The following is a 25,301-nucleotide window of genomic DNA, read 5'->3' on the forward strand; positions in this document are numbered from 1 at the left end:
ACGGTCCGTACAACGGAGTGCGGAACTCTGACACGGCGCCCGTCATGTCCCCGACCAGGGATGACGGGCGCTGTGGCGTTCCGTAGTCGTATCAATGCGTTCCGTTGTCCGGTCGGCGCGGCGGGGACTACGCTCTTCGCGGAGCAGGGGCACTGCGGAAGCGGGGAGTTGGCTCATGGCCAAGCCGTCGCCGATGCCCCAGATGTGGCATACACGGAGGGCCCTTTCACCGGTCAGTTGCTCGACGATCCCGCCCTGGTTCGGCGCTACTGGAGGTCATACGATCTGGCCAGGGCCGTCGCATTGCCGCCGGAGGCGTCCCTCACCCTGATCGAATCGGTGGCGGAGGAATACGCGACATGCGTGCAGACGTGAACAGCCTGTCCTGGCGGAAGTCCTCGTACAGCAACGGGGAGGGCGGCAGCTGCGTCGAGGTGTCCGACGACCTCCCCGGTACCTTCCCCGTACGCGACAGCAAGCTCACCGGCACCGGCCCGGTCCTGGTCTTTCCGGCCACCGTGTGGGCGCCGTTCATCCAGGCCTTGAAGGGCCGAGCCTGACCTCGTGCCGCAACCGTGGGCCCTCCCCGCAGGACGGCGGGGGAGCCGGCGCCACGCCCGGGATGCGCGTGTCGCCAGAGCCACCCTTCGGCACCGCGCCGGGGGCCGGAACGCGGCCCGGCCGAGCGGCACCGCCCCGCGCGGCATAGGCCGAACGGGCCATCTGCGCGGCGGATCGACGCAGTTGGGGGAGGTCGGCGTCTGGTAGCTGTGGGCCCCATGCCCACTCGAACCCTGCTGAGCGGCCTCCTCGGCGCCGCCCTGCTGATCCCCGTCCCGACGGCAGCCGGCGGCGGCGCCGGCGCCAACGGCGGACGGACCGTCGACTACCACGGGCTGCACCTCACCGTCCCCGACCACTGGCGGGTCATCGACCTCGACCGGGACCCCCACGCCTGCGTTCGCCTGGACCTGCCCACCCTGTACCTCGGGCACGCCGGCACGCAGGCCCGATGCGCCGGCCGGGCCGTCCGCACCCGCGCCGACACCGTGCACCTGGAGCCACTGGAGGGAGCTCCGTCGCGCGCCGACGTCCCGACCTTCCCGTTCGACGGGCCGGGCGGGATCCCCGAACTCCGGAGCGACAGCCACGAGGTCCGCTACGTCCTGCGCCGGTCCGGGGTGCTGGCCACCGTCTCGTACGGGACCGTGCCCGACTTCGTACGCGACCTGCTGGCTCGGGCCCGTACCGTGGGCGGCGCCGCCCCGGCCGCCCACGGCGGCGCTGTAGACCCGGCGTCGGCCGTGGTCGAACCGAAGCCGGTCACCGCCCAGGAGCCCTTCACCGGCGTCGGCTTCGACGCCTGCACCGCCCCGACGCAGGAGGTCATGGACAGCTGGCGGGCCGAATCCCCGTACGGGGCCGTCGGCATCTACATCGGCGGCCCCGCCCGGGCCTGCGCCCAGCCGCAGCTCACCGCCAGCTGGATCCGCCGGCAGGCCGAGGCGGGCTGGCACCTGATGCCGCTCTGGGTCGGCCCGCAGCCCTGGCACAGCTCCAGCACCGGCCTGTCCACCGACCCCTCCGAGGCCAACGAGCAGGGTTCGGCAGCCGCCGACGGCGCTGCCGCGGCAGCCCGGGCCCTGGGCCTGGGCGAGGGCACCGTGCTCTACAACGACCTCGAAAACTACACGGACCGGACCACCTGGGACCCTCCGGTCGTCGCCTACCTCACCGCCTGGACGGTCCGCCTGCACGCGTTGGGCTTCCGCGCCGCCGCCTACGTCTCGGCGAGCTCCGGCGCCAAGGCGCTGAGCGCCCACCACGACCAGGCCCCCGAGACCATGCCCGACGTGCTGTGGGTCGCCGCCTGGAACGGCAGCGCCTCGGTTTCCGACGCCGACATGGGGCTGCCCGCCGGCACGCACCAGTGGGCCGGGCGGCGCCGCGCCCACCAGTACCGTGGCGATCACGACGACACGTACGGCGGGGTCACGATCAACATCGACCGGAACTGGATCGACCTCGACCCCGCGGCCTTCGGGGGGCCGGCGCGGGGCGAGCCGCACTCCAGGTAGGGCCCGACCTGCCCGCGCACGAGCGGCTCGGTTTCACCGTCACCGAGTCGTGGGACGAGCGGGACGAGTTGGTCTGCATGCAGCGCGCCGTGTGAGCGGTCGCAGCCACGCTTCGCCGTCGGCTACGACCGCACGGCCGCCCGTGGCGGACGGGGGCCGTCGGGCCCTACTGGGCTCCGGCGGGCCCCGGCGGTTCCTCGTGTTCCGCTGTCCCGCCCGGCGTTTCCCCGCCCGGCGTTTCCTCGCGCGGCGGTTCGTCGTCGTTGCCCCGACGGAAGGTGCGCAGACCACCCGCCGGGGTCCACGAGCGCACCACCAGGTCCTCGCCCTCGACGTTGACGCGGACCACCTCCGTCAGATCCGCGTGGAAGAGGTGGAAGGGGTGCGGAGTCTCCGTCTCCTCCGCGTACCGGTGGAGCTCGGGCGGGTCCAGGAGTTCGATCGCGCGCCCGGAGATCCGTACGTCGCCGTCCGGCATCGACTCGCCCTCGCCCGGGTTGGTGTGCAGCGCGAAGCGCGGGTCCCGTTGGAGGTCCTTGGCCTTCAGCGAGCCCGGCATCATGCCGAGCCACAGCTCACCGCCGCGGATGTCGACGTTCAGCCCGGTCAGCCGGGGGGAGCCGTCCTTGCGCAGGGTGCCCAGGACGTGGTGCGGGTACTGCGCGAAGCGGGCCCGGACGGCTGCCGCGAATTCCGGTTCCTGTTTCTCGAACGCTGCCCAGTTGTTCGTCGTCATACGCCCATCAAAGCGCCTGGCACAGGTGGTTTGCGCTCAGACGCGCACGATGCCCGCCGCACGGGCCGCTTCCAGCCAGGACGGGTATTCCATCACCAGGCGGTCGAACAGCACCGGGTCCGGCACCGCGCGCGGGTCCTGCCCGGCGTGGAAGAACCCCGCGTTGTCCACGGCCCGCCGACCCGGTACGGGCAGTTCGTCCAGCCGGCGCAGGAAGTCGAACTGCGTGCTGCGCGTATTGCCGAAGCCGACGAACTGCCAGAACAGCGGGAGCCGGGCGGCCTTGCACAGGTACTTCTCCGCCGCGAGCTTGTTGATCGGCCCGCCGTCCGTCTGGAAGACGACGAGAGCGGGTTTCGTCGATCCCGCGTCCAGATAGTGGTCGATGACCGCGTCCATCGCCGCGTGGTAGGCCGTCTTGCCCATGTGGCCCAGCCGGGAGGCGATCTCGGCGATCTTCCCCTGGTGTCCGGCGAGGGGGATCTCCTCCACCGCGTCGACGTCGGTGGAGAAGAACACCACCGGTACGCGGCCGTCGTCGTCCAGGTGCGCGGACAGGCCCAGCACCCGGTCGGCGAACGCCTGCACGGTGCCGTCCTGGTAGTACGGGCGCATCGACCCCGAGTAGTCCAGGACCAGGTACACCGACGCCCGGCCGCCCTCCAGGCCGTGCTTGCGGAGCGAGACCCCGGCGCTCTTGTAGAGGCTCACGAGCGCCGGAGCGGTCGCTTCCATCGTGCGGAGGTCGATCGCGCTGGCCGTCATGGCCCCGAGGGTACGTCAGCCCGCTGCGCCGTAGCGGTCACGCGGGCGGGAGCCGGCCGGGGGCGCCCGCACCCGTCCCCGGCATGATGTGCTCATGTCGATGTTGCTCCGCAACTTCCTTGTCCTGGCGGTCGAGTTCGGCGCCGCACTGCTGCTGCGCGCACCAGAAGCGCCCTGGATCCCGGTCCTGCTGGCCGTCTTCGTCATCGGATCCGGCGTACTCCACGGCACCGAGGCCGAGTTTGTGCCCCGCTTCGTGGTGGCGCTGGCAGCGGTGGGGGTCGCGGAACTGGGCAGCCGGGCCTGGGCGGCGCCGGACGCCGTCGCGACGGCGGGGACCGGGGCGGCGGTGCTGCTGGTCGTCCAGACGGCGACCCTGGTCCGCTACGCGCTGCGAAGGACCGGTTGAGCCGATGGGCCTGGTCGCAGGTCCGCAGATCGCCAAGAATGGCCACATGACGTCCACGCCACCTGATTTCTCGCAGGGAGTACCGCCCTTCAGGGCGGTAGGGAATGCGTCGTTGGGGCGGAGGTGCGGAGCGCCGGAGTTCTCTGCGTCTCTGTCTTGACGGTCAGACGGGATGGTTTTGCTGTTCGATGTAGCGGCGGACGAGTGCGAGGGGGGCGCCGCCGACGGAGCCGGCGAAGTACGACCCGGCCCACAGCCGTTGTGCTCGCCAGTAGTGCCGGACCAGTTCGGGGTACTCCTGGCGGAGCCTTCGGGAGCTGACGCCCTTGAGGGAGTTGACCAGCTTGGAGACGGCGACCTTGGGTGGGAAGTTCACGAGCAGGTGGACGTGGTTCGCCTCGCCGTTGAACTCGACCAGCTCGCATTCGAAGTCCTTGCAGACCGCCCGCATGATCTCTTCCATGCGGGTCAGGTGCGTGTTGGTGAAGACGTTGTGCCGGTACTTGGTCACGAAAACCAAGTGGGTATGCATGAGGAAGGTGCAGTGCCTACCAGTACGAATGTTCTCATACTCAGCCATAACCCAACTCTAGTAGTGTCGCGAACATGCAGCTTCGTTACCAGTACCGCGTCTACCCGACCCCCGGTCAGCGCTCCAGCGCCGCCCGGGTGTTCGGGTGCCGACGCGTGGTCTGGAACGACGCGCTCGCACAGATCAAGCCGGTGAAAGCGGCGAACAAGCTCCTCGGGAACCCGAAGGAGCGCATCGCGCAGGGCCCGTACCAGCGGGTGCCGAAGAACGCCGACCTGGCCAAAACGCTGGTCACCGCCGCAAAGAAGACCGAGCAGCGGGCGTTCCTGTCCGATGCGCCGGTCGGTGTCCTCCAGCAGACCCTTCGGGACCTGGATGCCGCGTGGAAGGCGCATGAGGACTCCAAGACCGGGCTGCGCAGGGGGCCGAAGGTCCAGTCGCCGCGTTTCAAATCCCGCAAGGACAACCGGCAGTCCGCGCGCTTCACGAAGTCGGACCGCTGGTCGATCACCGAGGACGGCCGGCTGCGCCTGCCGAAGATCGGGGACGTGCGGGTGAAGTGGACCCGCGACCTGCCCTCTGCTCCCACGTCGGTGACGCTGATCAAGGACCGGTCCGGCCGGTACTTCGCAAGCTTCGTCGTGGACACGGACCCGGCCGCCGACATCTGGCCCCCTACCGACGGGGAGCAGGGCATCGACCTCGGGCTGACCCGCTTCGCGGTCCTGGCCGACGGCACGCACATCGCCTCACCGAAGTACCTGCGGCGGGCGGAGAAGAAGCTGAAGAAGCGACAGCAGGAGCTGTCAAGGAAGAAGAAGGGCAGCAACAGCCGGGACAAGGCCCGCACCCGGGTCGCTCGCGCTCACGCCTGCGTGGCGGACGCGCGCCGCAACTTCCACCACCAGTGGTCTCACAAGCTGACGAGCGAAAACCAAGCCGTCTTCACAGAGACCCTGAACGTGAAAGGACTGGCACGCACCCGCCTGGCCAAGAGCATCCACGACGCCGGATGGTCCCAGTTCGTCACCATGCTGGAGTACAAAACCCAACGCCGTGGCCGGTCCTTCGCCAAGGTCGACCGGGCATTCCCCTCGTCCCAGACATGTTCCACCTGCGGCTTCCGCGACGGACCCAAGCCCCTCGACGTGCGGGCCTGGACCTGCCCGAACTGCGACACCCGGCACGACCGGGACTGGAACGCCGGCCGGAACATCCTCTACGAAGGCCGCCGCACCCTCGCGGCCTGAACCACATAACCACCCACCCCCGGACCGGGGGCCCGGCACCGGTAACGGTGACGGTAAACGCCTGCGGAGCGCACGTAAGACCGGGCAGTAGCCCGGCAGCGCGCACAACCCCCACCCCGGTGGGGAAGAACCAGGAACCCACCCGAAGCGGGCAGCCCCAACACAACAGGGCCACCCACAGGCGGAGAATCCCCGTGCTTCAGCGCGGGGAGGCGGAGGTCAAGCACCCGTGCCCGGTCCTTCGACGCCGCCGCCGCGCTGTACGCGGCGAACCGGCCCGGGTATCCCGCGGAGCTGTTCGACGCCGTCGAGGCGCTGGCCGGGCGGGGGCTGCGCGGGGCCCGGGTGGCCGACGTGGGGGCCGGAACCGGGATCGCCACCGGACTGCTGCACGCCCGCGGGGCCGACGTCCTCGCCGTCGAGCCCGGCGACGGGATGGCGGCCGAGTTCCGCCGGGCGCACCCCCGTATCCCGATCGTCCGCGGCGACGGCGACCGGCTCCCGCTCGTCAGCGGGGGCTTCGACTTCCTCACGTACGCCCAGGCCTGGCACTGGACGGACCCCTCCCGCTCCGTTCCCGAGGCCCGTCGCGTACTGCGCCCCGGTGGCGCGCTCGCGCTCTGGTGGAACGACGCGGACCCTGCCGTCCCCTGGATCGCCGAGCAGGACGAGCGGATCCGCGCCTTCTTCCACGCCTCCGGGGACACCTTCCGCAGCCTGCCCGCCGAGCTGACGTTCACCACCCGACAAGTGCGCTGGTCGCGCCGGATCCCGCTCGACGCGCACCTCGCCAACCACGCCAGCCACTCCGCCTTCCTCCTCCTCGGCGCCGACGGCACACGGGAGTTCCTCGAAGCGGAGCGGGCGCGACTGAACCCGCTGTTTCCGGACGGGATCGTCGAGGAGCATTACGTGGTCTCCCTCAGCGTGGCCCTCGTCTGAGCCGGCGGGGCCGCCGCTCCTACCGTTCCCGTTCCCGTTCCCGTTCCCGCAGCACCGCCGCCCGGCACGCGGACGGCGCCCCCCACGCATCGCGCAGCGGGCGGGCCTTGCGCAGCCACAGGGAGAGGTCCAGTTCCTCCGTGTAGCCGACCGCGCCGTGGAGCTGGAGCGCCGTCATGGCCGCCCCGTACGCCGCCTCGCCCGCGGCCAGCTTGGCCGCGGCGATCTCCCACGACGCGAGGGACAACGCCGCCGCCCAGACCAGCGGGCGGGCGAATTCGAGGGCCAGGAGGGTGTCCGCGAGGCGGTGCTTCACCGCCTGGAAGCCGCCGATCGGGCCGCCGAACTGCGTGCGCTGCTTCGCGTACTCCACCGTGCGCGCGAGCAGCGCCTCGCCCACGCCCAGGCACTGGGCCGCCGTGAGCAGGCGCGCCCAGTGGCCCGCCGCCCCGGCCGCCGCCGCGACCGCCGGGCCGGCGGCCAGCAGCTCCCCGTCCGGCCGGGGCCTCGTCAGCCGGCGCACCGGGTCGGTCGACCGCAGTGGCGCGCCCTCGTCACCGTCCCCGCCGCCCCAGCCGGCTCCGCTCTCCGCGAGGCGCAGTTCGCCCGCCGCCGACACCGTGAAGCAGTACGTCGCCGCGTCCGCGTCCAGGGCGTACGGACTTCCGCCCGGCAGCGTCAGCGTGGCCGTCGCCTCGCCCGCCACCAGCCCCGGAAGGAAGCGTTTCGCCAACGTCCGGTCCCAGAGCGTCGACAGGAGGACGGCCGCCGAGGCCGTCTCCACGACCGGTCCCGGCATCCCCGCCCGGCCGCACTCCACCAGGGCCGCCGACAGCTCCACCGGCAGCAGCCCCACTCCGTCGTACGCCTCGTCCGCGGCCAGCGCGAACAGGCCCGCCCCCGCGAGCCGGGACCACAGCGCGCGACCGGGTGCGAGGTCCCCGGCCGCCCAGGCCCGCGCCGCGGCGGGAACGTTCGAGGCGCCCAGCAGGTCGTGCAGGGCACGGGTGAAGTCCGCCTGTTCCCCGGTCGGTAGGAAGCGCATCAGCGGCGGCCCTTCGGGAGGCCGAGCAGGCGCTCGGCGATGATGTCGCGCTGGATCTCGTTCGTGCCGGCGTAGATCGGACCGGCCAGCGAGAAGATCCAGGGCTCCGCCCACGCGCCCTCCGCCAGTTCGGCGTCCGCGCCCAACAGGTCCAGCGCCGTCTCGTGCAGGGCCATGTCGTACTGGGACCAGAACACCTTGTTGAGGCTCGACTCGGCGCCGATGCGCCCGCCCGCCGCGAACCGGGAGGCGCCCGCCCAGGTGAACAGCTCGTACGCGCGCGCCCCGACCACCGCGTCCGCCACCCGGTCCCGCAGCGCGGTGTCCGAGGGATCTCCGGCCGCCCGCCAGAGCGCGACCAGCCGGTTTGCCGCCGCCAGGAACCGGCCCGGCGAGCGCAGCGTCAGCCCGCGCTCGTTGCCCGTCGTCGACATCGCGATCCGCCAGCCCTGCCCGGGCTCCCCGATCACGTCGGCGTCCGGTACGAAGACCTCGTCGAGGAAGAGCTCAGCGAAGGCGGGCTTGCCGTCCAGCCGGCCGATGGGTCGCACCGTCACGCCCGGCGCCCGCAGGTCGAACATCAGGTACGTCAGGCCCCGGTGCGGTCGCGAGGCCTCCGGGTCCGTCCGGAAGATGCCGAACGCCCGGTCCGCGAACGCCGCCCGCGAGGACCAGGTCTTCTGCCCGGACAGCAGCCAGCCGCCCTCCGTGCGGACGGCCCGCGACGTCAGCGAGGCCAGGTCGGAACCCGACTCCGGCTCCGACCAGGCCTGCGCCCAGACCACCTCGCCGCTCGCCATCGGCGGCAGCACCCGCGCCCGCTGCTCGGGCGTTCCGTGGTCGAAGAGGGTCGGCGCGAGGAGGCTGATGCCGTTCTGAGAGACGCGGCCGGGAGCGCCCGCCGCCCAGTACTCCTCCTCGAAGACCAGCCAGTGCTCGATGTCCACGCCCCGGCCCCCGTACTCCTGCGGCCAGGACACCACCGACCAGCGGTCCGCGTGCAGCCGTGCCTCCCACTCCCGGTGCGCCGCGAAGCCTTCCGCCGTCTCCAGGGAGGGGAGGGGAGGGGTCGGGACGCGGTCGGCGAGCCAGGCGCGCGCCTCGGCGCGGAAGGCCTCCACCTCCGGCGCGTGGGTCAGATCCATCAGCTGTTCGCCTCCGTCACCGCAGGACTCCGCAAGCTTCCCTAACAAGTGTTTGGTAGGTTAACGTACGGCCATGAGCATGAACACCCCCGACTACGTGCCGGGCCACGGACTGCTCCAGGGCCGCTCCGCCGTCATCACCGCAGCCGCCGGGGCCGGAATCGGCGGGGCCACCGCCCGCCGCTTCCTGGAGGAGGGCGCCCGCATCGTCATCGGTGATGCGCACGCCCGCCGCCTGAAGGAGACCGAGGGCGCGCTCGCTGCCGAGTTCGGGCCCGACCGCGTCACCTCCCTGCCCTGCGACGTCACCGACGAGGGCCAGGTCCGGGCCCTGCTCGCGCTTGCCGAGCAGATCCACGGCGGCCTGGACGTCGTCGTCAACAACGCCGGCCTCGGTGGCACCGCCGCCCTCGTCGACATGACCGACGAACAATGGGACAAGGTCCTCGACGTCACCCTGAACGGCACCTTCCGCTGCACCCGCGCCGCGCTGCGCTCGTTCCGGTCGGCCGCGGCCGGAACCGCGGCCGGACGTGGGGCCGGACGTGGGGTCATCGTCAACAACGCCTCCGTCGTCGGCTGGCGCGCCCAGACCGGCCAAGCCCACTACGCCGCCGCCAAGGCCGGGGTGATGGCGCTGACCCGGTGCGCGGCACTGGAGGCGGCCGAGTTCGGCGTACGGGTCAACGCGGTCGCCCCGAGCCTGGCCATGCACCCCCACCTGGTGAAGGTGACCAGCGAGGAACTGCTGCGCGAGCTGACGGCCCGCGAGGCCTTCGGCCGGTACGCCGAGCCGTGGGAGGTCGCCAACGTCATCGTGTTCCTGGCCAGCGGCTACTCGTCGTACATGACGGGCGAGACCGTCTCGGTCAGCAGCCAGCACGCGTAGGCCGAGAATGGGCGCGTGCCAACGAACAAGCCGACACAACCGGCAGTCAAGAAGAAGCCCCAGGTGACGGCCTCGCCCGAGCGCCGTCGCGAACTCCTCGACACCGCCGCCGAGGTCTTCGCCGCGCAGGGCTACAACGCCACCACCGTCCGCAAGATCGCCGACGCCGCCGGCATGCTCGCCGGCAGCCTCTACTACCACTTCGATTCCAAGGAATCGATGCTCGACGAGATCCTCTCGGCCTTCCTGAACGAACTGTGGGAGGGCTACGACACCGTCCTCGCCGCCGACCTCGGCCCCAGGGAAACCATCGAGGCCCTCGTCACCGAATCCTTCCGGGAGATCGACCGCCACCGCGCCGCCGTCGCGATCTATCAGAAGGAAGCGCGGCACCTGTCCGTGCAGCCCCGCTTCCGCTACCTGTCCGACTCGCAGCAGAAGTTCGAGAAGGCCTGGCTCGGGACGCTGGAACGCGGGGTCGCCGCCAAGGTCTTCCGGGCCGACCTCGACATCCGCCTCACCTACCGCTTCGTCCGCGACACGGTGTGGGTGGCGGCGTCCTGGTACCGGCCGGGAGGACAGCACAGCCCCGAGGAGATCGCCCGCCAGTACCTGTCGATGGTGCTCGACGGGATCGCCGTACGCAGCTGACCCGACCGATCAGAGGAGTCCCGATGCCCGAGGCCTACATCGTCGACGCGGTGCGCACCCCCGTGGGGCGGCGCGGCGGCGGCCTGTCCGCGGTCCACCCGGCCGATCTGGGCGCGCACGTCCTCAAGGCGCTGGTCGAGCGGTCCGGGGTGGACCCGGCCGCCGTGGAGGACGTGGTGTTCGGCTGCCTGGACACGGTGGGCCCGCAGGCCGGGGACATCGCGCGCACCGCCTGGCTGGCCGCCGGGCTGCCGCAGGAGGTGCCGGGGGTGACGGTGGACCGCCAGTGCGGCTCTTCGCAGCAGGCCGTCCACTTCGCGGCGCAGGGGGTCCTCTCGGGCACCCAGGACCTCGTCGTGGCCGGCGGCACCCAGAACATGTCGATGATCCCGATCGCCTTCGCGTCCCGGCAGGCGGCGGAGCCGCTGGGCTTCACCGAGGGCCCGTACGCGGGCAGCGAGGGCTGGCGGGCGCGGTACGGGGACGCGCCGGTGAACCAGTTCCACGGCGCGCAGCTGATCGCGCAGAAGTGGGGGATCTCGCGGCGGGACATGGAGGAGTTCGCACTGAGCTCCCACCGGCGGGCGATCCGGGCGATCGACGAGGGCCGGTTCGACCGGGAGACCGTGGCGTACGGGGACGTCCGGGTCGACGAGGGCCCCCGCCGGGACACCACCCTGGAGAAGATGGCGGGCCTGCGGCCCGTGGTGGAGGGCGGCACCATCACCGCGGCCGTCTCCTCACAGGTCTCGGACGGGGCGGCCGCGATGCTGATCGCCTCCGAGCGGGCCGTGGCCGAGCACGGCCTGCGACCGCGGGCCCGCATCCATCACCTGTCCGTTCGGGGCGAGGACCCGATCCGGATGCTGTCCGCGCCCATCCCGGCAACGGCGTACGCTCTGAAGAAGTCGGGCATGTCGCTGGACGACATCGACCTGGTGGAGATCAACGAGGCCTTCGCCCCGGTCGTCCTGGCCTGGCTGAAGGAGACCGGCGCGGACCCCGAACGGGTGAACGTCAACGGCGGCGCCATCGCGCTGGGGCATCCGTTGGGAGCGACGGGAGTGAAGCTGATGACCACCCTGCTCCACGAGTTGGAGCGGACGGGTGGCCGCTACGGCCTGCAGACCATGTGCGAAGGGGGAGGCCAGGCCAACGTGACGATCATCGAGCGGTTGTAGCCGTCCGCGGTCGTGTCCGCCCGCTGCGGGCCGGGGTCCTGCTCCCGGCCCGCGCCGAGGTGTGCTAGCTTTAGAGCGTTGCAGTTGTGGTACCCATGAACTTTATGTGCGCCTGACGGGAATGTTCCTCAGGCGCTTTTATTGTTTTGCCGGAATCTCCGGATGGGGCCCTTTGCCGCCTATTCAGGAGATTCAAAATGGCACTTGGCACCGTGAAGTGGTTCAACTCGGAAAAGGGCTTCGGCTTCATCGAGCAGGACGGTGGCGGTCCGGACGTGTTCGCCCACTACTCGAACATCGCCACCCAGGGCTTCCGTGAGCTCCAGGAGGGCCAGCGCGTGTCCTTCGACGTCACCCAGGGCCAGAAGGGCCCCCAGGCGGAGAACATCCTCCCCGCCAACTAAGTATTTCAGCTTGCCGGGGTCCGCACCGTGAGGTGCGGGCCCCGGCTTGTCTGCTGTTTCAACCTTTGTTTTACCTGCCGGTTTCAGGAGGGCTTTCTCGCATGACCAGCTCCAGCTCCGCACGACCCAGCCGCCGCCCCACTCGGGGCCGAGGTGCGGCCCAGGGACGTCCGAAGACTGGCGCGGGACGGCAGAAGTCCGCGCCCGTCGCCAGGCCCCAAGAATTCACCATGCCCGAACCGCTGACCCCGGCGCTGCCGCCGGTGGCCGCGTTCGAGGACATGGACATGCCCGAGGCGCTGCTGAAGACCCTCGCCGCCCAGGGCGTCACCGAGCCGTTCCCCATCCAGGCCGCGACGCTGCCGAACTCGCTCGCCGGCCGTGACCTGCTCGGCCGCGGTCGCACCGGCTCCGGCAAGACGCTGGCCTTCGGCCTGGCACTGCTGTCCCGCACGGCCGGCCGCCGCGCGCAGCCGAAGGCTCCGCTCGCGCTGGTCCTCGTACCGACCCGTGAGCTCGCGCAGCAGGTGACCGACGCCCTGGCCCCGTACGCCACGGCCGTCAACCTGCGCATCGCGACCGTCGTGGGCGGCATGTCGATCAACCGGCAGTCGGGCGCCCTGCGCCGCGGAGCCGAGGTGCTCGTCGCCACCCCCGGCCGTCTCAAGGACCTCATCGACCGCGGTGACGCCGACCTCTCGCAGGTTGCCATCACCGTCCTAGACGAGGCCGACCAGATGACCGACATGGGCTTCATGCCGCAGGTCACCGCGCTGCTCAAGCAGGTCGAGCCCGAGGGCCAGACCATGCTGTTCTCTGCGACCCTCGACAAGAACATCGACAAGCTCGTCAAGATGTTCCTGAACGACCCGGTCGGCCACTCCGTCGACCCGTCGGCCGGCGCGGTCACCACCATGGAGCACCACGTCCTGTACGTCATGGACGAGACCGACAAGAAGGCCGTGGCCACGCGCATAGCCGCCCGCGACGGCCGGGTGATCATGTTCGTGGACACCAAGCGCGGTGTCGACCGCATGGTCAAGAAGCTCCTGGCGGACGGCGTGCGCGCCTCCGGCCTGCACGGCGGGCGCTCCCAGCCCCAGCGCAACCGGACCCTGGACTGGTTCAAGACGGGCGAGGTCACCGCACTGGTCGCCACCAACGTGGCGGCCCGCGGCATCCACATCGACGACCTGGACCTGGTCGTCAACGTGGACCCGCCCACCGACCACAAGGACTACCTGCACCGCGGCGGTCGTACCGCCCGCGCCGGCGAGTCCGGCAGCGTGGTCACCCTGGTGCTGCCCGACCAGAAGCGGGACATGTCCCGCCTGATGCTGGACGCCGGGATCTCCCCGCGCACCGCGCAGATCAAGTCCTCCGACGAGGAGCTGTCCCGGCTCACCGGCGCCAAGGAGCCCTCGGGCATCCCGGTCGTGCTGGAGGTGCCGCAGCCGACGCCCGCGCGTCAGCGCTCCGGCGGCCAGGGCGGTGGCAGCGGCCGTTCCTCGAACCCGCGCCGCCGTACCGGCGGACCCTCCGCCGCACAGGGCGGTACGCCGACCGGCGGTGTCGGCGAGGGCCGTCCGCGTCGGGCCCGCTCCGGCGCGGGCCAGGGCGGCGGTCAGAGCGGCACCCGCGGCCAGGGCGGCCAGCCGGGCACCCGCGGGCAGGGCGGCGGCCAGGGCGGTTCCCGCTCCGGCGGTGCTCCGGCCGGCGCGCGCCGTCGCTCCGGCGGCGGGCGCCCCGCAGCGGGGCGTACGAGCTCCTGAGGCCTTGACGGACGTTCCGGTACGCCGGGCGGCGCGCAGTGCGCCGCCCGGCGCACTGCTGTCCGGACCGTGGCCGCACCGGCGGGAGGGGCCGCACGGGCGGCCCGGGCAGGTGCGGGCGATCCAGTCGGTCCATTCAGTCCGGTCGGTCCAGTCGGTCCAGTCGGTCCAGCACGGTGCGTGCCTCGGCCATCACCCGGGCGACGAGCTCCGCGCAGGAGGGTAGATCCTCGATCACGCCCGCGACCTGGCCCGACGCCATGACGCCGAGGTCCGTACGGCCCTCGACCATGGACGCCTTGAGGAGCATGGGGGTGTTGGCGGCGAGCAGGACCTGGCTCCAGGACAGGTCCTTGCCGTGCTTCATCGCGAGGCCGTCGCGCACCATCTGCGGCCACGACAGACCGGAGACCTTGCGGAAGGCCGCGGCGTGCCGCACCGCCCGGGCCAGCGCCCGGGTGCGGCCCGCCCGCTCCAGGGACGCGACCAACTCGGTACGGAGCATCCGGTGCGGCAGCCCGTCCACGGCCGTCGTGACGGTGACGTCCTTGACGCCGGCCGCCAGGTACCGGGCCTTGACCGCGTCGGGGACCGTGGAGTCGGAGGTCAGCAGGAAGCGGGTGCCCATCGCGATGCCCGCCGCCCCGTAGGACAGGGCCGCGACCAGGCCGCGGCCGTCGTGGAAGCCGCCCGCCGCGACCACCGGGATGTCCACCGCATCGACCACCTGGGGCAGCAGCACCGTCGTGGCCACGTCCCCGGTGTGCCCGCCGCCCTCACCACCCTGCACGATCACCGCGTCTGCCCCCCATGCCGCCACCTTCTCGGCGTGCCGCCGGGCCCCGACCGACGGGATCACCACCACCCCCGCGTCCTTCAACCGGGCGATGAGCTCCCGGGAGGGCGCGAGCGCGAACGAGGCGACCCGGACGCCCTCGTCCACGATCAGCCGGGCGCGCTCGGCCGCGTCCCCCGCGTCCGCGCGGAGATTGACCCCGAACGGGGCGTCCGTACGGGACCTGACCTCGCGGACCGCCGTGCGCAGCTGCTCCAGGGTCATCGTCGCCGAGGCCAAGACGCCCAGGGCGCCCGCGTTGGCGGCGGCCGAGACCAGCCGGGGCCCGGCCACCCAGCCCATGCCCGTCTGCACGATGGGGTACTCGACACCGACCAGCTCGGTGAACGCCGTCGTGAATGCCCTCTCCACCGCCTCAGCCCCGCACTTCCCGGTCGCGCGCGCCCTGCGGGTCGATCACTTCACGGATCAGTCGCAGCTCCTCGGCAGTCGGCTCCCGCGTGTACGGCACGGCCTCGCCGTCTCCGGGGCCGGAACCGATCGCCAGGTCGAACCCGGTGGCCGCCCGCACCTGAGCGACGGTGACGCCCGGATGGACGGAGACGAGCCGCATCGAGTGGTCCGGGCCGGTGAAGTCGAGGACGCCGAGATCGCTGACCACCCGGGGGAGCCGGTGGAACCGGGTCACCCCGGCCGCCTCGGCCCGGTCGTAGCCGACCCCGCTGACCATGTCGACCCGCTCGACGAACACCCGCGGCGAGTGCCTCGGAACCCAGTAACTCACCGGGTTGTTCAAGGTGTTGACGGGCGCGCCGCGCACTCCGAGGAGCTGGCGGGCCGGCCGGCTCCAGTCCCCGATGCAGGAGATGTTCTGGTTGCCGAACCGGTCGATCTGGCTCGCGCCCATCATCACGTGCCGGCGACCCCCGGTGACCATCGTGAGGTGGCGGCGGTACGGGAGCCAGCCCTCGACCTCGCCGTCGAGGCCGACGAGCATGGCCTCGCCGTCGGTCAGCAGCAGATCGGGGGAGAAGGTCCGTTTCGCCAGCCGGGCCCCGATGGAGGGGACGAGGCCCATCGGGCTGGCGAGCACCTCGCCGTTGTCGCGCCAGGCCTCGGCGCAAGCGATCACGCAGTACTCGGCGCGGCTGACGCAGTGCGCGGTAGGGGTCGTGGGCGTGCTCACTGCTGCTCCTCGTGCCAGGCCCGGACGGCCGACTGGTAGGCGTGCTCGCTCGGCCCGGCCAGGAAACGCGCGGCGAACTCGGGCCACGGGGTGGACGCGTAGAGCCTCTGGAAGGCCTCGTCGCGCCCGTAGTCGGGTGCGCAGGAAGTGAAGTGCGCGCCGTTCGGGGTCTCGACGACCCCGGTGACGGAATGCCGGCTGACCAGGAGGGACTGCGGCGGCCCGGCCTTGGCGAGCTCGGCGCTCTCCACCAGCTGCTCGCAGGAGATGTACGCGGCGTCGGCGGCCTCGCAGAACAGGTCGTCGAAGTAAGGGTCCGGGCCCAGGTACTGGCCGTTGCCGAGCCGGTCGGCGCGGTTCACGTGGACCAGTGCGGCGTCCATGCGCAGGGCGGGGACCGCGACGAGCTCCTCGCCGTCGGCGTAGGGGGAAGTGACGGTCCGCAGCTCCGGGTTGACCCGCATGACGTCGGAGCCGAGGCCGGCCCGGACAGGAAGGAAGGGGAGCCGGTTCGCGGCGGCCTGGAGACCCCACATGAACATGGCCTCGTCGAGCTCGGTGAGCGTGAAGGCGCCGCCCTCGCGGGCCGCCCGGAAGTGCGGCTCCAGCGGGATGGAATCGAGGGTGGCGAAGGGGGCCACCAGCCTGCGGATCCGGCCGGCTGCCGCGAGCAGGCCGACATCGGGGCCGCCGTAAGAGATCACGGTGAGGTCGGTGAGCCCGGAGCGGAGCAGCGCCCGCACTAGGGCCATGGGTTTGCGCCGCGATCCCCAACCGCCGATGCCGAGGGTCATCCCGCTGCGCAGCTGCCCGACCACCTCGTCCGGAGTCATGGTCTTGTCGGTCATGCCGGTTCCGCCTTCCCGTCGTTGCGCTCGCTGCGCAGGCCGCCCCCGCCGCGTCCGTCGCCCCCGCCGCCGAAGGCGTCGCGCACCCGGTCGGCGACCCCGCTGAGGTTGGCCTCGAAGGTGAAGCCCTGCTCGAAGCGGTAGCTGCGCCGTACGTCGACGGGGTCGATGCCGTTGATGGCGGCCTTGGCCAGCCGGATCAGATAGCCGTCCTTCTGCGCGATCTCGGCGGCCAGTTCGAGGGCAGCCGCCCGCAGCCGCGCGCGCGGGACCACCTTCCAGACCGAGCCGTGCGCGTGCAGTTCGGCGGCGGTGGCGGTGCGCGAGGTGTAGTACAGGGCGCGCATCAGGTGCTGCGGGACCAGGCGGGCCAGGTGGGTGGCGGCGCCGAGCGCACCCCGGTCGAGTTCGGGCAGTCCGAAGACGGCGTCGTCGGAGGCGACGATCGCGTCGGCGTTGCCGACGAGGCCGATGCCGCCGCCCAGGCAGAACCCGTGCACGGCGGCGACGACCGGCACCTCGCACTCGTACACGGCGGCGAAGGCCTCGTAGCAGCCCCGGTTGGCGCCGATGAGGGCGGCGTGGCCGGCGTCGCGCTGCATCTCCTTGATGTCGACGCCGGCGTTGAAGCCGCGGCCCTCGGCAGCCAGGACGACGCACCGGGTCTCGGGGTCACGGCCGGCGGTGCGCAGTGCGTCGGCGAGGTCGTACCAGCCCTGCACCGGAAGCGCGTTGACGGGCGGGAAGTCGACGGCCACCAGCGCGATGCCCTTGTCGGGGCTTGAGGTGGAGACACCCATGAGAGGATCAGCTACCTTTCCACCAAACATTTGTTAGGTGGGGAAGGTAGCAGCCTATGGAGCTCGATGGGAGGGTTGCCGTCGTCACCGGCGGAACCCGCGGTGTCGGCGCCGGCATCGCCCGGTCGTTCCTGGAGGCGGGTGCGGAAGTCGTCGTCTGCGCGCGTCGCCCGCCGCGGGCACCGGTGTCCGCTGCCGCGCGCACGGCCTCGTACGTCGCCTTGGACCTGCGCGATCCGGCCGCCGTACGGGACTTCTTCGGGGAGGTCGAGCGCCGGTACGGGCGGCTCGACTGCCTGGTCAACAACGCGGGTGGGACCCCCTACCGGTTGCTGGAGGAGGGCGAGGCGCACCGGCACGCCCGGGTCGTCGAGCTGAACCTGCTGGCACCGATGACCGCCTCGCTGGCTGCGTATCCGTACCTGCGCGAGGCGCGCGGCTCGGTGCTGATGATCGGCAGCGTCAGCGGGACCCGGCCCTCGCCCGGGACGGCGGCCTACGGGGCGGCGAAGGCGGGGCTGGAGCACCTGGCCCGGTCCATGGCCGTGGAGTGGGCGCCCGAGGTGCGGGTGAACTCGTTGGTCCTGGGCATGGTGCGGACGGAGCTGGCGCACCTCCACTACGGGGACGAGGCGGGAATCGCGGCCGTGGCCGCGACGGTCCCGCTGGGGAGGCTGGCGGAGCCCGCCGACGTCGGGGCGGCGGCGGTGTTCCTGGCCTCCGGCCGGGCGGGGTACGTCAGCGGGGCGCGCCTGCTCGTGCACGGGGGCGGGGAACGCCCGGCATTTCTGGATGCGGCAACGGTCAACAAGGAGAACTGAGATGGGACTTGCCGAGGGTCGTGTGGTCATCGTGACGGGCGCCGGTCGGGGGCTGGGCCGGGCCCACGCACTGGCCTTCGCGGCGGAGGGGGCGAAGGTCGTGGTCAACGACCTGGGGGTGGGCCTGGACGGGCAGCCGGGGGAGGACAGCCCGGCCGGGCAGGTCGTCGCGGAAATCCGGGCGCTGGGCGGCGAGGCCGTCGCGCACGGCAAGGACATTGCGTCGCCGGAAGGCGCGTCCTCGCTGGTCGGGGCGGCCCTGTCGGCGTTCGGCAGGCTGGACACGCTGGTCAACAACGCCGGGTTCCTGCGGGACCGGATGCTCGTGAACCTGGAGGAGGCGGACTGGGACGCGGTGATGCGCGTCCATCTGAAGGGGCACTTCCTGCCGCTGAAGTATGCGGCGACGTACTGGCGGGCTGAGGCGAAGGCGGGCCGGACGGTCGCGGCCAGGGTGGTCAACACCTCATCGGGCGCAGGCCTGTTGGGCTCGGTCGGGCAGGGCAACTACAGCGCGGCCAAGGCGGGCATCCTGGGCATGACGCTCGTCGCGGCGGCGGAGATGGCCCGGTACGGGGTGCAGGTCAACGCGATCGCCCCGGCGGCGCGGACGCGCATGACGGAGCAGACCTTCGCGGAGGCGATGGCGACCCCCGGTACGGGCGGCTTCGACGCGATGGCCCCGGAGAACGTGTCGCCGCTGGTGGTGTGGCTGGGCTCGGACGCCTCGGCGGGGGTCACGGGCCGGGTCTTCGAGGCGGAGGGAGGCCGGATCACGGTGATGGAGGGCTGGCGCCCGGGCCCGACGGCGGACCGCGGAGCGCGCTGGACCCCGGCCGAAGCGGGCGAGACGGCGACGAAGCTCCTCGCGAAATCCGAGCTCCCGCAACCGGTGTACGGGGCCCAGTAGCCCCGGGGCGGGGCGGGGCGGTATGCCGGACGGGCGGGCAAGCCGCGGGCGGCATCCGCTCCAGCTTTGCCCGGATCCCGTGCGGACGGGGGACCCGTACGGGACGGGACGGCACAGGGAACGGCCCCGGCCCCCTGGCGAGGGGTCGGGACCGGATCCTTCACTCGTGCGATGGAGTATGACTACCCACTCCATCGCTCCGCTGAACCGCTGCCGCCCCCTGATGTTCTCCGTTTCTGAGCCGGAGCCGGTGTGGCCGCCCCGCCGTTGACGGAGGGCCGTCCTCCGGAGGGGCGTTGGCGGACGGGCGTGTTCCGGCCCGCGGGGCCGGGCACACCGTCCGCATGAGTTCAGGCGCGATCGCGGCGTTGGTCGTCTTCGGGATCCCCGGCCTCTGCCTCCTGATCGGCTTCCTCTTCAGCCGGGGCGGTGGCGGCGACCGCAGCGGCAGCGGGGGTTCCGCCGGCTGCGGGGGAGGGGACGGCGGAGGAGGATGCGGCGGTGACGGCGGCTGCGGGGGCGGTTGTGGCGGCTGCGGCGGCTGCGGCGGATGAGCGAGCGGGCTCCCGGTCAGGTGTCGCAGTCCAACACCGTGTGGCACAACCCGCAGCGGGCCCGTACCGGCCCGCGGACCGGCAACCGCAGCCGTTGCCCGCACACCGGGCACGGGAAGCTCACCCGCAGTCCGGCCGGGTGCTGTTCGAAGCGGTACGAGGCCTCCGGCGCGGCGGTGCCCGCCCGCCGGCCCCGGGCGTAACGGCGCCGCTGCGTCCGGTCCGCGGACGCGAGGGGGGCCCGGCGCAGCTCCCGGTGGGCGAGCGCGCGTCCGCGCACGTACGCCTCGTACGCCTGCGGGCTGGTGAACCAGGCGGAGAGGTCCTCGCCGAGCAGGAGGGCGCGCCGGGCGAGGACGTAGCCGAACTCCTCGGGGGTGAGGTAGCCGAGCTTCTGATGGGTGAGCTCGTCCTCGCGGTAGGCGTCGAGCAGCAGCCAGCCGGCCCCGAGGTAGGCGGCGGCGGTGTCGGTGAGGATCTCGTTCTCGGCGGTCGTGGGGAAGCTCAGCTCCAGCCGGTGCAGCAGGACGTGCGTGACCTCGTGGGCGAGGGCGGCCGCCAGATCGCGGCGGTGCGTGCGGAAGCGGTCGTTCACCTCGACGAAGTACTCGGGTCCCGAGGCCAGTTCGACGGTGGCCGCCTCCTCCATCGACCGGAAGGAGATCACCATCCGCGCATCGGGCAGCCGCAGCGCACGCACGATCGCGGAGGCCACGCACTGGGCGCCGAGGTAGAGGTCGTCGGCGGCGGTGAAGGCGGCATCGGCGGGGGCGAAGCTCGTTCCGTACGCCTCGACACCGTCGCGCGAGAGGCGCTGGAACAGCGCGGTGATCGCGGCCCGGACGGTGTCGAGATGGGGAAAACCGTGCTCGACCGGGCTGCTGCGCCGACCGCTCTGCGTCATGCCGCCTCCCGAGCCGTCCGTTGTCCGAAAACGCGTCCTTGAAGCCCGAAGGAGCGCGGGTGTGACATGTACGTGTCATTCACCCGATGACGCGCACGGCCCAACCCCCCACGAAAGGCAGTGTGTTGACTGTGTCCACCCTTGCCGCAATCCTCAAGCGCACCCTCGCCGTCGGTGCGGTCGCCCTCGCAGCCGTCAGCCTCCAGCCCGGCGCCGCCAACGCCGCCCAGGCCCCCGTCGTCGGCGGCACCCGCGCGGCCCAGGGCGAGTTCCCCTTCATGGTCCGCCTCTCCATGGGCTGCGGCGGCGCCCTCTACACCCAGCAGATCGTCCTCACCGCGGCCCACTGCGTGAGCGGCTCCGGCAACAACACCTCCATCACCGCCACCGCCGGAGTCGTCGACCTCAACAGCTCCAGCGCCATCAAGGTCAAATCCACCAAGGTCCTCCAAGCCCCCGGCTACAACGGCTCCGGCAAGGACTGGGCCCTCATCAAACTCGCCAAGCCCATCAACCTGCCCACCCTCAAGATCGCCGAGACCAAGGAATTCGACAACGGCACCTTCACCGTCGCCGGCTGGGGCGCCACCCGCGAGGGCGGCGGCCAGCAGCGCTACCTGCGCAAGGCCACCGTCCCCTTCGTCTCCGACGCCGACTGCCAGAGCGCGTACGGCAGCTCCCTCGTCCCCGGCGAAGAGATCTGCGCCGGCTTCGACGAAGGTGGCGTCGACACCTGCCAGGGCGACTCCGGCGGCCCGATGTTCCGCCGCGACGACGCAGGCGCCTGGATCCAGGTCGGCATAGTCAGCTGGGGCGAGGGCTGCGCCCGCGCCGGCTACCCCGGCGTCTACACCGAGGTCTCCGCCTTCGCCTCCGCGATCAAGTCGGCCGCGGCCGGCCTCTGACCCCGACCCGCCCGACCCCGGCTCGTCCTTCCGGCCCCGGCACGAGGGGCCGGAAGGACGAGCCCCCGCAAGGCCGGCCGCAGTACCGCGCGTCCCCCGCACCGCTGCCCCGACCCACGCAGGCAGCGGGTGCCGGCGCACGGCGATCACAGCGGCCACCGCCGACGACCAGCACAGACCCGTGACCGCCGCGACCGAAGCCGCCGCGTACACGACGGCCTCGCAATCGCCCGGCGACCCCCCGGCTCGGACAGCCCGCGCATCGTGATCGTCACCACCTTCGACCTCGACGAGTACGTCCACACGGCGCTCCGTGCGGGAGCACCCGGCTTCCTCCTCAAGGGACGCGGGCCCGGCCGTACTGGTTGAGACGGTCCGCGTCGCCACGGACGCACGCGTCCCGCTCCCACGCGGCCGACGACACGGCCCGACCGGGCTGCCCCGCCGCCCGGCCGCCCCGCCGAACCATGCACGGACCGCGAACGCGACACCGCCCGCACCGGCCCGTACCCAGTCCTCGCCGGACCGGAGATCCGCAGCCGACGACGGAGGCCACCCCATGCGCCGGGCCGAGAACGCCCGCGCGGGCTCGCGCACCACAGGACCCGCTCCGAAGGAAACCGGACACCGCGACGACCGGGCCCGGCAGGGTGTCCGTCTCACGGACCGGCTGGCCGAGGAACCATCCGCGACCGCCACGTATTCTCGGGAACCATGAACAACAGCGAAACCGACGAGACCGGCGCGATCGACGAGACCGTCACCGCCGAGCTGGCCCGACTGCGCGACAGCATCGACAACATCGACGCGGCCGTCGTCCACATGCTCGCCGAGCGCTTCAAATGCACGCAGCAGGTCGGCCACCTCAAGGCCAAGCACCAGCTGCCCCCGGCCGACCCGACCCGCGAGGCCAGCCAGATCGCCCGGCTCCGCCAGCTCGCCGAGAACGCCAAACTCGACCCCGCCTTCGCCGAGAAGCTCCTCAACTTCATCATCGCCGAGGTCATCCGCCACCACGAGACGATCGCCGCGGGCGAAGACTAGCCGGCCAGGGCCCACCCTTCGGGCAGCATGGGCCCCATGTCCGCACTGACGCGCAACGAAGCGCAGCTCCGAGCCCAACTCCTCGACGTCCACCACTACGCCGTCACCCTCGACCTCACCGGCGGCGACGACACCTTCGAATCCACGACCGTCATCCAGTTCTCCGCCCGTACCACCGCGGACACGTTCGTGGAGCTGAAGCCGGACGCACTGCACTCCGCAGAACTCGACGGCCACCCCCTCGACCCGGCCGACCTCGCCGACAACCGCCTCCCGCTCAACGACCTCGGCGAAGGCCCCCACGAACTGCGCATCGCCACCCGCATGCGCTACTCCCGTACCGGCGAGGGCCTGCACCGCTTCACCGACCCCGCGGACGGCGAAACGTACGTCTACACCCAGATGTTCATGGACGACATCCAGCGGGTGTTCCCGGCCTTCGACCAGCCCGACCTCAAGGCCGTCTTCGAATTCACCGTCACCGCCCCCGCACACTGGACCGTCCTCGCCAACGGCATCACCGAACGCGTCCGCGACCGCGAGGGCGACGGCGCCGGCGTCTGGAAGTCCGCCCCCACCCCCGTCATCTCCACCTACCTCGCCGCCGTCGCCGCAGGCCCCTGGCACAGCGTGCGCACCGAGCACGCCGGACTCCCCTTCGGCATCCACTGCCGGCGCTCCCTCGCGCCCCACCTGGACGCCGACGCCGAGGAAATCCTCTCCCTCACCACCGACTGCTACGACCGCTACCACGAGAAGTTCACCGAGCCCTACCCCTTCGACTCCTACGACCAGGCCTTCGTCCCCGAGTTCAACGCCGGCGCCATGGAGAACCCGGGCCTGGTCACCTTCCGCGACGAATACGTCTTCCGCTCCGCCGTCACCGATTCCGAACGCCAACGCCGCGCCATGACCATCGCGCACGAGATGGCCCACATGTGGTTCGGCGACCTCGTCACCCTGCGCTGGTGGGACGACATCTGGCTGAACGAGTCCTTCGCCGAGTACATGGGCTACCAGACCCTCACCGAAGCCACCCGCTTCACCGGGACCTGGACCGAATTCGGCATGGAACGCAAACCCTGGGGCTACGACGCGGACGAGCGCCCCTCGACCCACCCCGTCGCCCCCGACGCCGTCCCCGACACCGCGAGCGCCCTACTCAACTTCGACGGCATCTCGTACGCCAAGGGCGCCTCCGCCCTGCGCCAACTCGTCGCCTGGATGGGGGAGAAGGCCTTCCTCGCCGGCATCAACACCCACTTCGCCCGCCACAAGTTCGCCAACGCCTCACTCGCCGACTTCGTCGAATCCCTCGCCGCCCACACCGACCGCGACGTCCACGCCTGGGCCGACATCTGGCTGCGCACCACCGGCATCGACACCCTCACCCCCCGGATCGAGGAGATCGCGGACGGCGCCGCAGGCTGGACCCTCACCGTCGACCACCAGGGCAGCCGCCCCCACCACATCGCCGTCGGGCTCTACGACCGCACCCGCGACAACACCCTGGAACCGCGCGAACCGATCACCCTCGACGTCCCGTCCAACGAGGTCGTCGCCGCCAGCGGACTCCGCCCCGACCTCCTCCTCCTCAACGACGGCGACTTCAGCTACGCCAAGATCCGACTCGACGACACCTCCGTCGAGACCGCCCTACGCTGCCTCAGCACCATCCCCGGCGCCCTCACCCGCGCCGTCGTCTGGAACTCCCTGCGCGACATGGTCCGCGACGGCGAACTGGAACCCGCCACCTACCTCGCCACGGCCGACGCCCACCTGCCCGAAGAAGCAGACCTGGCCATCGTCCAAGGCGTCCTCACCTTCGCCCGCCGCCACATCGCCGACCACTACCTCACCCCCGAACACCGCACCGAAGCCCTCGCCACCCTCAGCTCCACCGCCCGAGCCCTGCTGCGCCGCACCGAGGACGGCTCCGAGCCCGGAATGCGGCTCGCCGCCGTACGCGCCCTCATCGACGCCGCCACCCAGCCCGACACCCTCGCCGCCTGGCTGGAGGACGACAGCGTGCCCGGCGGCCCCGAACTCGACCCCGAACTGCGCTGGCGCATCCTCGCCCGGCTCTGCGTGCTCGGCGCCGCCACGGAGAACGACATCGCCGAAGCCCTCGCCGCCGACCCCAGCGCCACCGGCGAGGAAGGCGCCGCCCGCTGCCGCGCCGCGCTCCCGACCGCCGAGGCCAAGGCCGCCGCCTGGAAGCGCCTCTTCCACGAGGACTCCCTCTCCAACTACCTCTTCCGCGCGACCGCCCAGGGCTTCTGGCAGCCCGAACAGGCCGACCTCGTGAAGGACTACGTGCCCCGCTACTACGCCGACGTCGTCTCCCTCGGCGCCCGGCGCGGCCCCGCCATCGCCGAAGCCGCAGGCCAGTGGGCTTTCCCCAGCCACGCCGTGGACGAGGACAACCTCCAGGCCGGCCACGCTTGCCTCGCCGACCCCGGCATCGTCCCGGGCCTGCGCCGCAAGCTCGTCGACCAACTCGACGACCTCGCCCGCGCCCTGCGCATCCGCACCCCCTGATCCCGCGGCCCCCCGGCCCGCTGACCCCGCCCCTTCCCGTGCCGCCACCCCCGGCCGCCGCCCCCGCCCCCACCGGCCGGGGACGGCGGCCGGCCCCGTCCCCAGGCACGTCCCCGGACACGCTGCGGACCCCCAGCCACCCCGGCAAGAAACAACAAGCGGACAAACCCCGACGGTTACCCCATTCGGGTCT

General features: G+C 72.0%; 26 protein-coding genes and 1 pseudogene. 17 read left to right on the plus strand and 10 right to left on the minus strand.

Going from position 1 to position 25,301, the window contains the following annotated elements:
- Positions 1-192: 192 nt before the first annotated feature.
- From ABZZ20_RS28220 to ABZZ20_RS28230, 3 genes and pseudogenes are all read left to right on the plus strand, one after another.
- Positions 193-375 (plus strand): annotated as a pseudogene (locus ABZZ20_RS28220) (Scr1 family TA system antitoxin-like transcriptional regulator); the annotation flags it as partial.
- Positions 360-560: a DUF397 domain-containing protein gene (locus ABZZ20_RS28225; RefSeq protein WP_356874282.1), complete on the plus strand. Its 201-nt coding sequence runs from the start codon at positions 360-362 to the stop codon at positions 558-560. The pseudogene ABZZ20_RS28220 and the gene ABZZ20_RS28225, both read left to right, overlap by 16 nt.
- Positions 561-779: 219 nt before the next feature.
- A complete protein-coding gene (locus ABZZ20_RS28230) occupies positions 780-2,078 on the plus strand; it encodes a glycoside hydrolase domain-containing protein (RefSeq protein WP_356874284.1) in 1,299 nt (432 codons plus the stop codon).
- Positions 2,079-2,244: 166 nt separating this feature from the next.
- Here the strand turns inward: ABZZ20_RS28230 and ABZZ20_RS28235 are convergent, their stop codons facing one another.
- Positions 2,245-2,814 (minus strand): pyridoxamine 5'-phosphate oxidase family protein, encoded by a 570-nt coding sequence (locus ABZZ20_RS28235; protein WP_356874286.1) that lies wholly within the window; start codon positions 2,812-2,814, stop codon positions 2,245-2,247.
- Between the two features lie 36 nt (positions 2,815-2,850).
- Entirely contained in the window at positions 2,851-3,579 is a 729-nt protein-coding gene (locus tag ABZZ20_RS28240) for a VWA domain-containing protein (protein WP_356874288.1), read from the minus strand.
- Between the two features lie 94 nt (positions 3,580-3,673).
- On the opposite strand from ABZZ20_RS28240, the gene ABZZ20_RS28245 reads away from it, so the two are divergent.
- Complete coding sequence (locus ABZZ20_RS28245; RefSeq protein ID WP_356874290.1) at positions 3,674-3,988, plus strand: hypothetical protein; 315 nt, start codon at positions 3,674-3,676, stop codon at positions 3,986-3,988.
- 163 nt (positions 3,989-4,151) lie between these two features.
- Here the strand turns inward: ABZZ20_RS28245 and tnpA are convergent, their stop codons facing one another.
- Positions 4,152-4,568, minus strand: a complete 417-nt coding sequence (gene tnpA / locus ABZZ20_RS28250) for an IS200/IS605 family transposase (protein WP_356874292.1) — start codon at positions 4,566-4,568, stop codon at positions 4,152-4,154.
- Between the two features lie 26 nt (positions 4,569-4,594).
- Between tnpA and ABZZ20_RS28255 the strand changes: the two genes are divergently transcribed.
- Positions 4,595-5,770, plus strand: a complete 1,176-nt coding sequence (locus ABZZ20_RS28255) for an RNA-guided endonuclease TnpB family protein (RefSeq protein ID WP_356874294.1) — start codon at positions 4,595-4,597, stop codon at positions 5,768-5,770.
- A gap of 258 nt (positions 5,771-6,028) precedes the next feature.
- Positions 6,029-6,712, plus strand: a complete 684-nt coding sequence (locus ABZZ20_RS28260) for a class I SAM-dependent methyltransferase (protein ID WP_356874403.1) — start codon at positions 6,029-6,031, stop codon at positions 6,710-6,712.
- Between the two features lie 19 nt (positions 6,713-6,731).
- On the opposite strand, the gene ABZZ20_RS28265 is transcribed toward ABZZ20_RS28260, so the two are convergent.
- Positions 6,732-7,757 (minus strand): acyl-CoA dehydrogenase, encoded by a 1,026-nt coding sequence (locus tag ABZZ20_RS28265; protein ID WP_356874296.1) that lies wholly within the window; start codon positions 7,755-7,757, stop codon positions 6,732-6,734.
- A complete protein-coding gene (locus ABZZ20_RS28270) occupies positions 7,757-8,902 on the minus strand; it encodes an acyl-CoA dehydrogenase family protein (protein ID WP_356874298.1) in 1,146 nt (381 codons plus the stop codon). Before ABZZ20_RS28270 ends, ABZZ20_RS28265 begins: the two co-directional genes overlap by 1 nt.
- Before the next feature lie 79 nt (positions 8,903-8,981).
- Here ABZZ20_RS28270 and ABZZ20_RS28275 point away from each other — a divergent pair, with 79 nt between their 5' ends.
- The 5 genes from ABZZ20_RS28275 to ABZZ20_RS28295 all read left to right on the plus strand — a co-directional run bounded on the left by ABZZ20_RS28275 (position 8,982) and on the right by ABZZ20_RS28295 (position 13,799).
- Positions 8,982-9,791 (plus strand): SDR family oxidoreductase, encoded by an 810-nt coding sequence (locus ABZZ20_RS28275; RefSeq protein ID WP_356874405.1) that lies wholly within the window; start codon positions 8,982-8,984, stop codon positions 9,789-9,791.
- A gap of 15 nt (positions 9,792-9,806) precedes the next feature.
- Complete coding sequence (locus ABZZ20_RS28280; RefSeq protein ID WP_356874300.1) at positions 9,807-10,442, plus strand: TetR/AcrR family transcriptional regulator; 636 nt, start codon at positions 9,807-9,809, stop codon at positions 10,440-10,442.
- Between the two features lie 23 nt (positions 10,443-10,465).
- Positions 10,466-11,623: an acetyl-CoA C-acetyltransferase gene (locus ABZZ20_RS28285; protein ID WP_356874301.1), complete on the plus strand. Its 1,158-nt coding sequence runs from the start codon at positions 10,466-10,468 to the stop codon at positions 11,621-11,623.
- Between the two features lie 197 nt (positions 11,624-11,820).
- Positions 11,821-12,027, plus strand: a complete 207-nt coding sequence (locus ABZZ20_RS28290) for a cold-shock protein (protein WP_030707191.1) — start codon at positions 11,821-11,823, stop codon at positions 12,025-12,027.
- A 101-nt stretch (positions 12,028-12,128) separates the two neighbouring features.
- On the plus strand, positions 12,129-13,799 hold the full coding sequence (locus ABZZ20_RS28295; RefSeq protein ID WP_356874303.1) for a DEAD/DEAH box helicase: 1,671 nt from the start codon (positions 12,129-12,131) through the stop codon (positions 13,797-13,799).
- A 136-nt stretch (positions 13,800-13,935) separates the two neighbouring features.
- Here the strand turns inward: ABZZ20_RS28295 and ABZZ20_RS28300 are convergent, their stop codons facing one another.
- The 4 genes from ABZZ20_RS28300 to ABZZ20_RS28315 are packed head-to-tail and all read right to left on the minus strand — an operon-like array spanning position 13,936 to position 17,429.
- Positions 13,936-15,006, minus strand: coding sequence for a nitronate monooxygenase (locus ABZZ20_RS28300; protein WP_356874305.1), 1,071 nt, complete (start codon positions 15,004-15,006; stop codon positions 13,936-13,938).
- A gap of 4 nt (positions 15,007-15,010) precedes the next feature.
- The gene (locus tag ABZZ20_RS28305; protein ID WP_356874307.1) at positions 15,011-15,781 is read right to left on the minus strand and encodes a CoA-transferase; all 771 of its coding nucleotides are present in this window, start codon (positions 15,779-15,781) and stop codon (positions 15,011-15,013) included.
- On the minus strand, positions 15,778-16,629 hold the full coding sequence (locus ABZZ20_RS28310) for a CoA-transferase (protein WP_356874309.1): 852 nt from the start codon (positions 16,627-16,629) through the stop codon (positions 15,778-15,780). The genes ABZZ20_RS28305 and ABZZ20_RS28310 overlap by 4 nt, the downstream gene beginning before the upstream one ends.
- The gene (locus tag ABZZ20_RS28315; RefSeq protein WP_356874311.1) at positions 16,626-17,429 is read right to left on the minus strand and encodes an enoyl-CoA hydratase family protein; all 804 of its coding nucleotides are present in this window, start codon (positions 17,427-17,429) and stop codon (positions 16,626-16,628) included. Before ABZZ20_RS28315 ends, ABZZ20_RS28310 begins: the two co-directional genes overlap by 4 nt.
- A gap of 56 nt (positions 17,430-17,485) precedes the next feature.
- Between ABZZ20_RS28315 and ABZZ20_RS28320 the strand changes: the two genes are divergently transcribed.
- From ABZZ20_RS28320 to ABZZ20_RS28330, 3 genes are all read left to right on the plus strand, one after another.
- Positions 17,486-18,250: an SDR family oxidoreductase gene (locus ABZZ20_RS28320; RefSeq protein ID WP_356874313.1), complete on the plus strand. Its 765-nt coding sequence runs from the start codon at positions 17,486-17,488 to the stop codon at positions 18,248-18,250.
- Between the two features lies 1 nt (position 18,251).
- Positions 18,252-19,160 carry an SDR family oxidoreductase gene (locus ABZZ20_RS28325; RefSeq protein ID WP_356874315.1) on the plus strand — a complete coding sequence of 303 codons (909 nt, stop codon included), beginning with the start codon at positions 18,252-18,254 and terminating at the stop codon, positions 19,158-19,160.
- A 344-nt stretch (positions 19,161-19,504) separates the two neighbouring features.
- On the plus strand, positions 19,505-19,714 hold the full coding sequence (locus tag ABZZ20_RS28330; RefSeq protein WP_356874316.1) for a hypothetical protein: 210 nt from the start codon (positions 19,505-19,507) through the stop codon (positions 19,712-19,714).
- Between the two features lie 16 nt (positions 19,715-19,730).
- Here ABZZ20_RS28330 and ABZZ20_RS28335 read toward each other — a convergent pair whose 3' ends face one another.
- Complete coding sequence (locus ABZZ20_RS28335) at positions 19,731-20,618, minus strand: hypothetical protein (protein WP_356874318.1); 888 nt, start codon at positions 20,616-20,618, stop codon at positions 19,731-19,733.
- A 122-nt stretch (positions 20,619-20,740) separates the two neighbouring features.
- On the opposite strand from ABZZ20_RS28335, the gene ABZZ20_RS28340 reads away from it, so the two are divergent.
- The 3 genes from ABZZ20_RS28340 (at position 20,741) to pepN (ending at position 25,108) form a co-directional block, all read left to right on the plus strand.
- Entirely contained in the window at positions 20,741-21,523 is a 783-nt protein-coding gene (locus tag ABZZ20_RS28340) for a serine protease (RefSeq protein WP_356874320.1), read from the plus strand.
- Positions 21,524-22,237: 714 nt separating this feature from the next.
- A complete protein-coding gene (locus ABZZ20_RS28345) occupies positions 22,238-22,567 on the plus strand; it encodes a chorismate mutase (RefSeq protein WP_356874322.1) in 330 nt (109 codons plus the stop codon).
- Between the two features lie 36 nt (positions 22,568-22,603).
- On the plus strand, positions 22,604-25,108 hold the full coding sequence (gene pepN, locus ABZZ20_RS28350) for an aminopeptidase N (RefSeq protein ID WP_356874324.1): 2,505 nt from the start codon (positions 22,604-22,606) through the stop codon (positions 25,106-25,108).
- The last annotated feature ends 193 nt before the right edge of the window (positions 25,109-25,301 follow it).

It is taken from the genome of Streptomyces sp. NPDC006430 (assembly GCF_040612395.1).
In the GTDB taxonomy this organism is placed as follows: Bacteria; Actinomycetota; Actinomycetes; order Streptomycetales; family Streptomycetaceae; genus Streptomyces.

Excerpts from the sequence above, each read along its gene's own strand:
- ABZZ20_RS28245 (WP_356874290.1), top strand. The coding sequence starts at position 3,674 with ATGTCGATGTTGCTCCGCAACTTCCTTGTCCTGGCGGTCGAGTTCGGC.
- pepN (WP_356874324.1), top strand. The coding sequence starts at position 22,604 with ATGTCCGCACTGACGCGCAACGAAGCGCAGCTCCGAGCCCAACTCCTC.
- ABZZ20_RS28255 (WP_356874294.1), top strand. The coding sequence starts at position 4,595 with ATGCAGCTTCGTTACCAGTACCGCGTCTACCCGACCCCCGGTCAGCGC.
- ABZZ20_RS28240 (WP_356874288.1), bottom strand. The coding sequence starts at position 3,579 with ATGACGGCCAGCGCGATCGACCTCCGCACGATGGAAGCGACCGCTCCG.
- ABZZ20_RS28225 (WP_356874282.1), top strand. The coding sequence starts at position 360 with ATGCGTGCAGACGTGAACAGCCTGTCCTGGCGGAAGTCCTCGTACAGC.
- ABZZ20_RS28290 (WP_030707191.1), top strand. The coding sequence starts at position 11,821 with ATGGCACTTGGCACCGTGAAGTGGTTCAACTCGGAAAAGGGCTTCGGC.
- ABZZ20_RS28310 (WP_356874309.1), bottom strand. The coding sequence starts at position 16,629 with ATGACCGACAAGACCATGACTCCGGACGAGGTGGTCGGGCAGCTGCGC.
- ABZZ20_RS28295 (WP_356874303.1), top strand. The coding sequence starts at position 12,129 with ATGACCAGCTCCAGCTCCGCACGACCCAGCCGCCGCCCCACTCGGGGC.
- ABZZ20_RS28320 (WP_356874313.1), top strand. The coding sequence starts at position 17,486 with ATGGAGCTCGATGGGAGGGTTGCCGTCGTCACCGGCGGAACCCGCGGT.
- ABZZ20_RS28275 (WP_356874405.1), top strand. The coding sequence starts at position 8,982 with ATGAACACCCCCGACTACGTGCCGGGCCACGGACTGCTCCAGGGCCGC.
- ABZZ20_RS28325 (WP_356874315.1), top strand. The coding sequence starts at position 18,252 with ATGGGACTTGCCGAGGGTCGTGTGGTCATCGTGACGGGCGCCGGTCGG.
- tnpA (WP_356874292.1), bottom strand. The coding sequence starts at position 4,568 with ATGGCTGAGTATGAGAACATTCGTACTGGTAGGCACTGCACCTTCCTC.
- ABZZ20_RS28330 (WP_356874316.1), top strand. The coding sequence starts at position 19,505 with ATGAGTTCAGGCGCGATCGCGGCGTTGGTCGTCTTCGGGATCCCCGGC.
- ABZZ20_RS28335 (WP_356874318.1), bottom strand. The coding sequence starts at position 20,618 with ATGACGCAGAGCGGTCGGCGCAGCAGCCCGGTCGAGCACGGTTTTCCC.
- ABZZ20_RS28230 (WP_356874284.1), top strand. The coding sequence starts at position 780 with ATGCCCACTCGAACCCTGCTGAGCGGCCTCCTCGGCGCCGCCCTGCTG.
- ABZZ20_RS28345 (WP_356874322.1), top strand. The coding sequence starts at position 22,238 with ATGAACAACAGCGAAACCGACGAGACCGGCGCGATCGACGAGACCGTC.
- ABZZ20_RS28285 (WP_356874301.1), top strand. The coding sequence starts at position 10,466 with ATGCCCGAGGCCTACATCGTCGACGCGGTGCGCACCCCCGTGGGGCGG.
- ABZZ20_RS28265 (WP_356874296.1), bottom strand. The coding sequence starts at position 7,757 with ATGCGCTTCCTACCGACCGGGGAACAGGCGGACTTCACCCGTGCCCTG.
- ABZZ20_RS28270 (WP_356874298.1), bottom strand. The coding sequence starts at position 8,902 with ATGGATCTGACCCACGCGCCGGAGGTGGAGGCCTTCCGCGCCGAGGCG.
- ABZZ20_RS28315 (WP_356874311.1), bottom strand. The coding sequence starts at position 17,429 with ATGGGTGTCTCCACCTCAAGCCCCGACAAGGGCATCGCGCTGGTGGCC.
- ABZZ20_RS28235 (WP_356874286.1), bottom strand. The coding sequence starts at position 2,814 with ATGACGACGAACAACTGGGCAGCGTTCGAGAAACAGGAACCGGAATTC.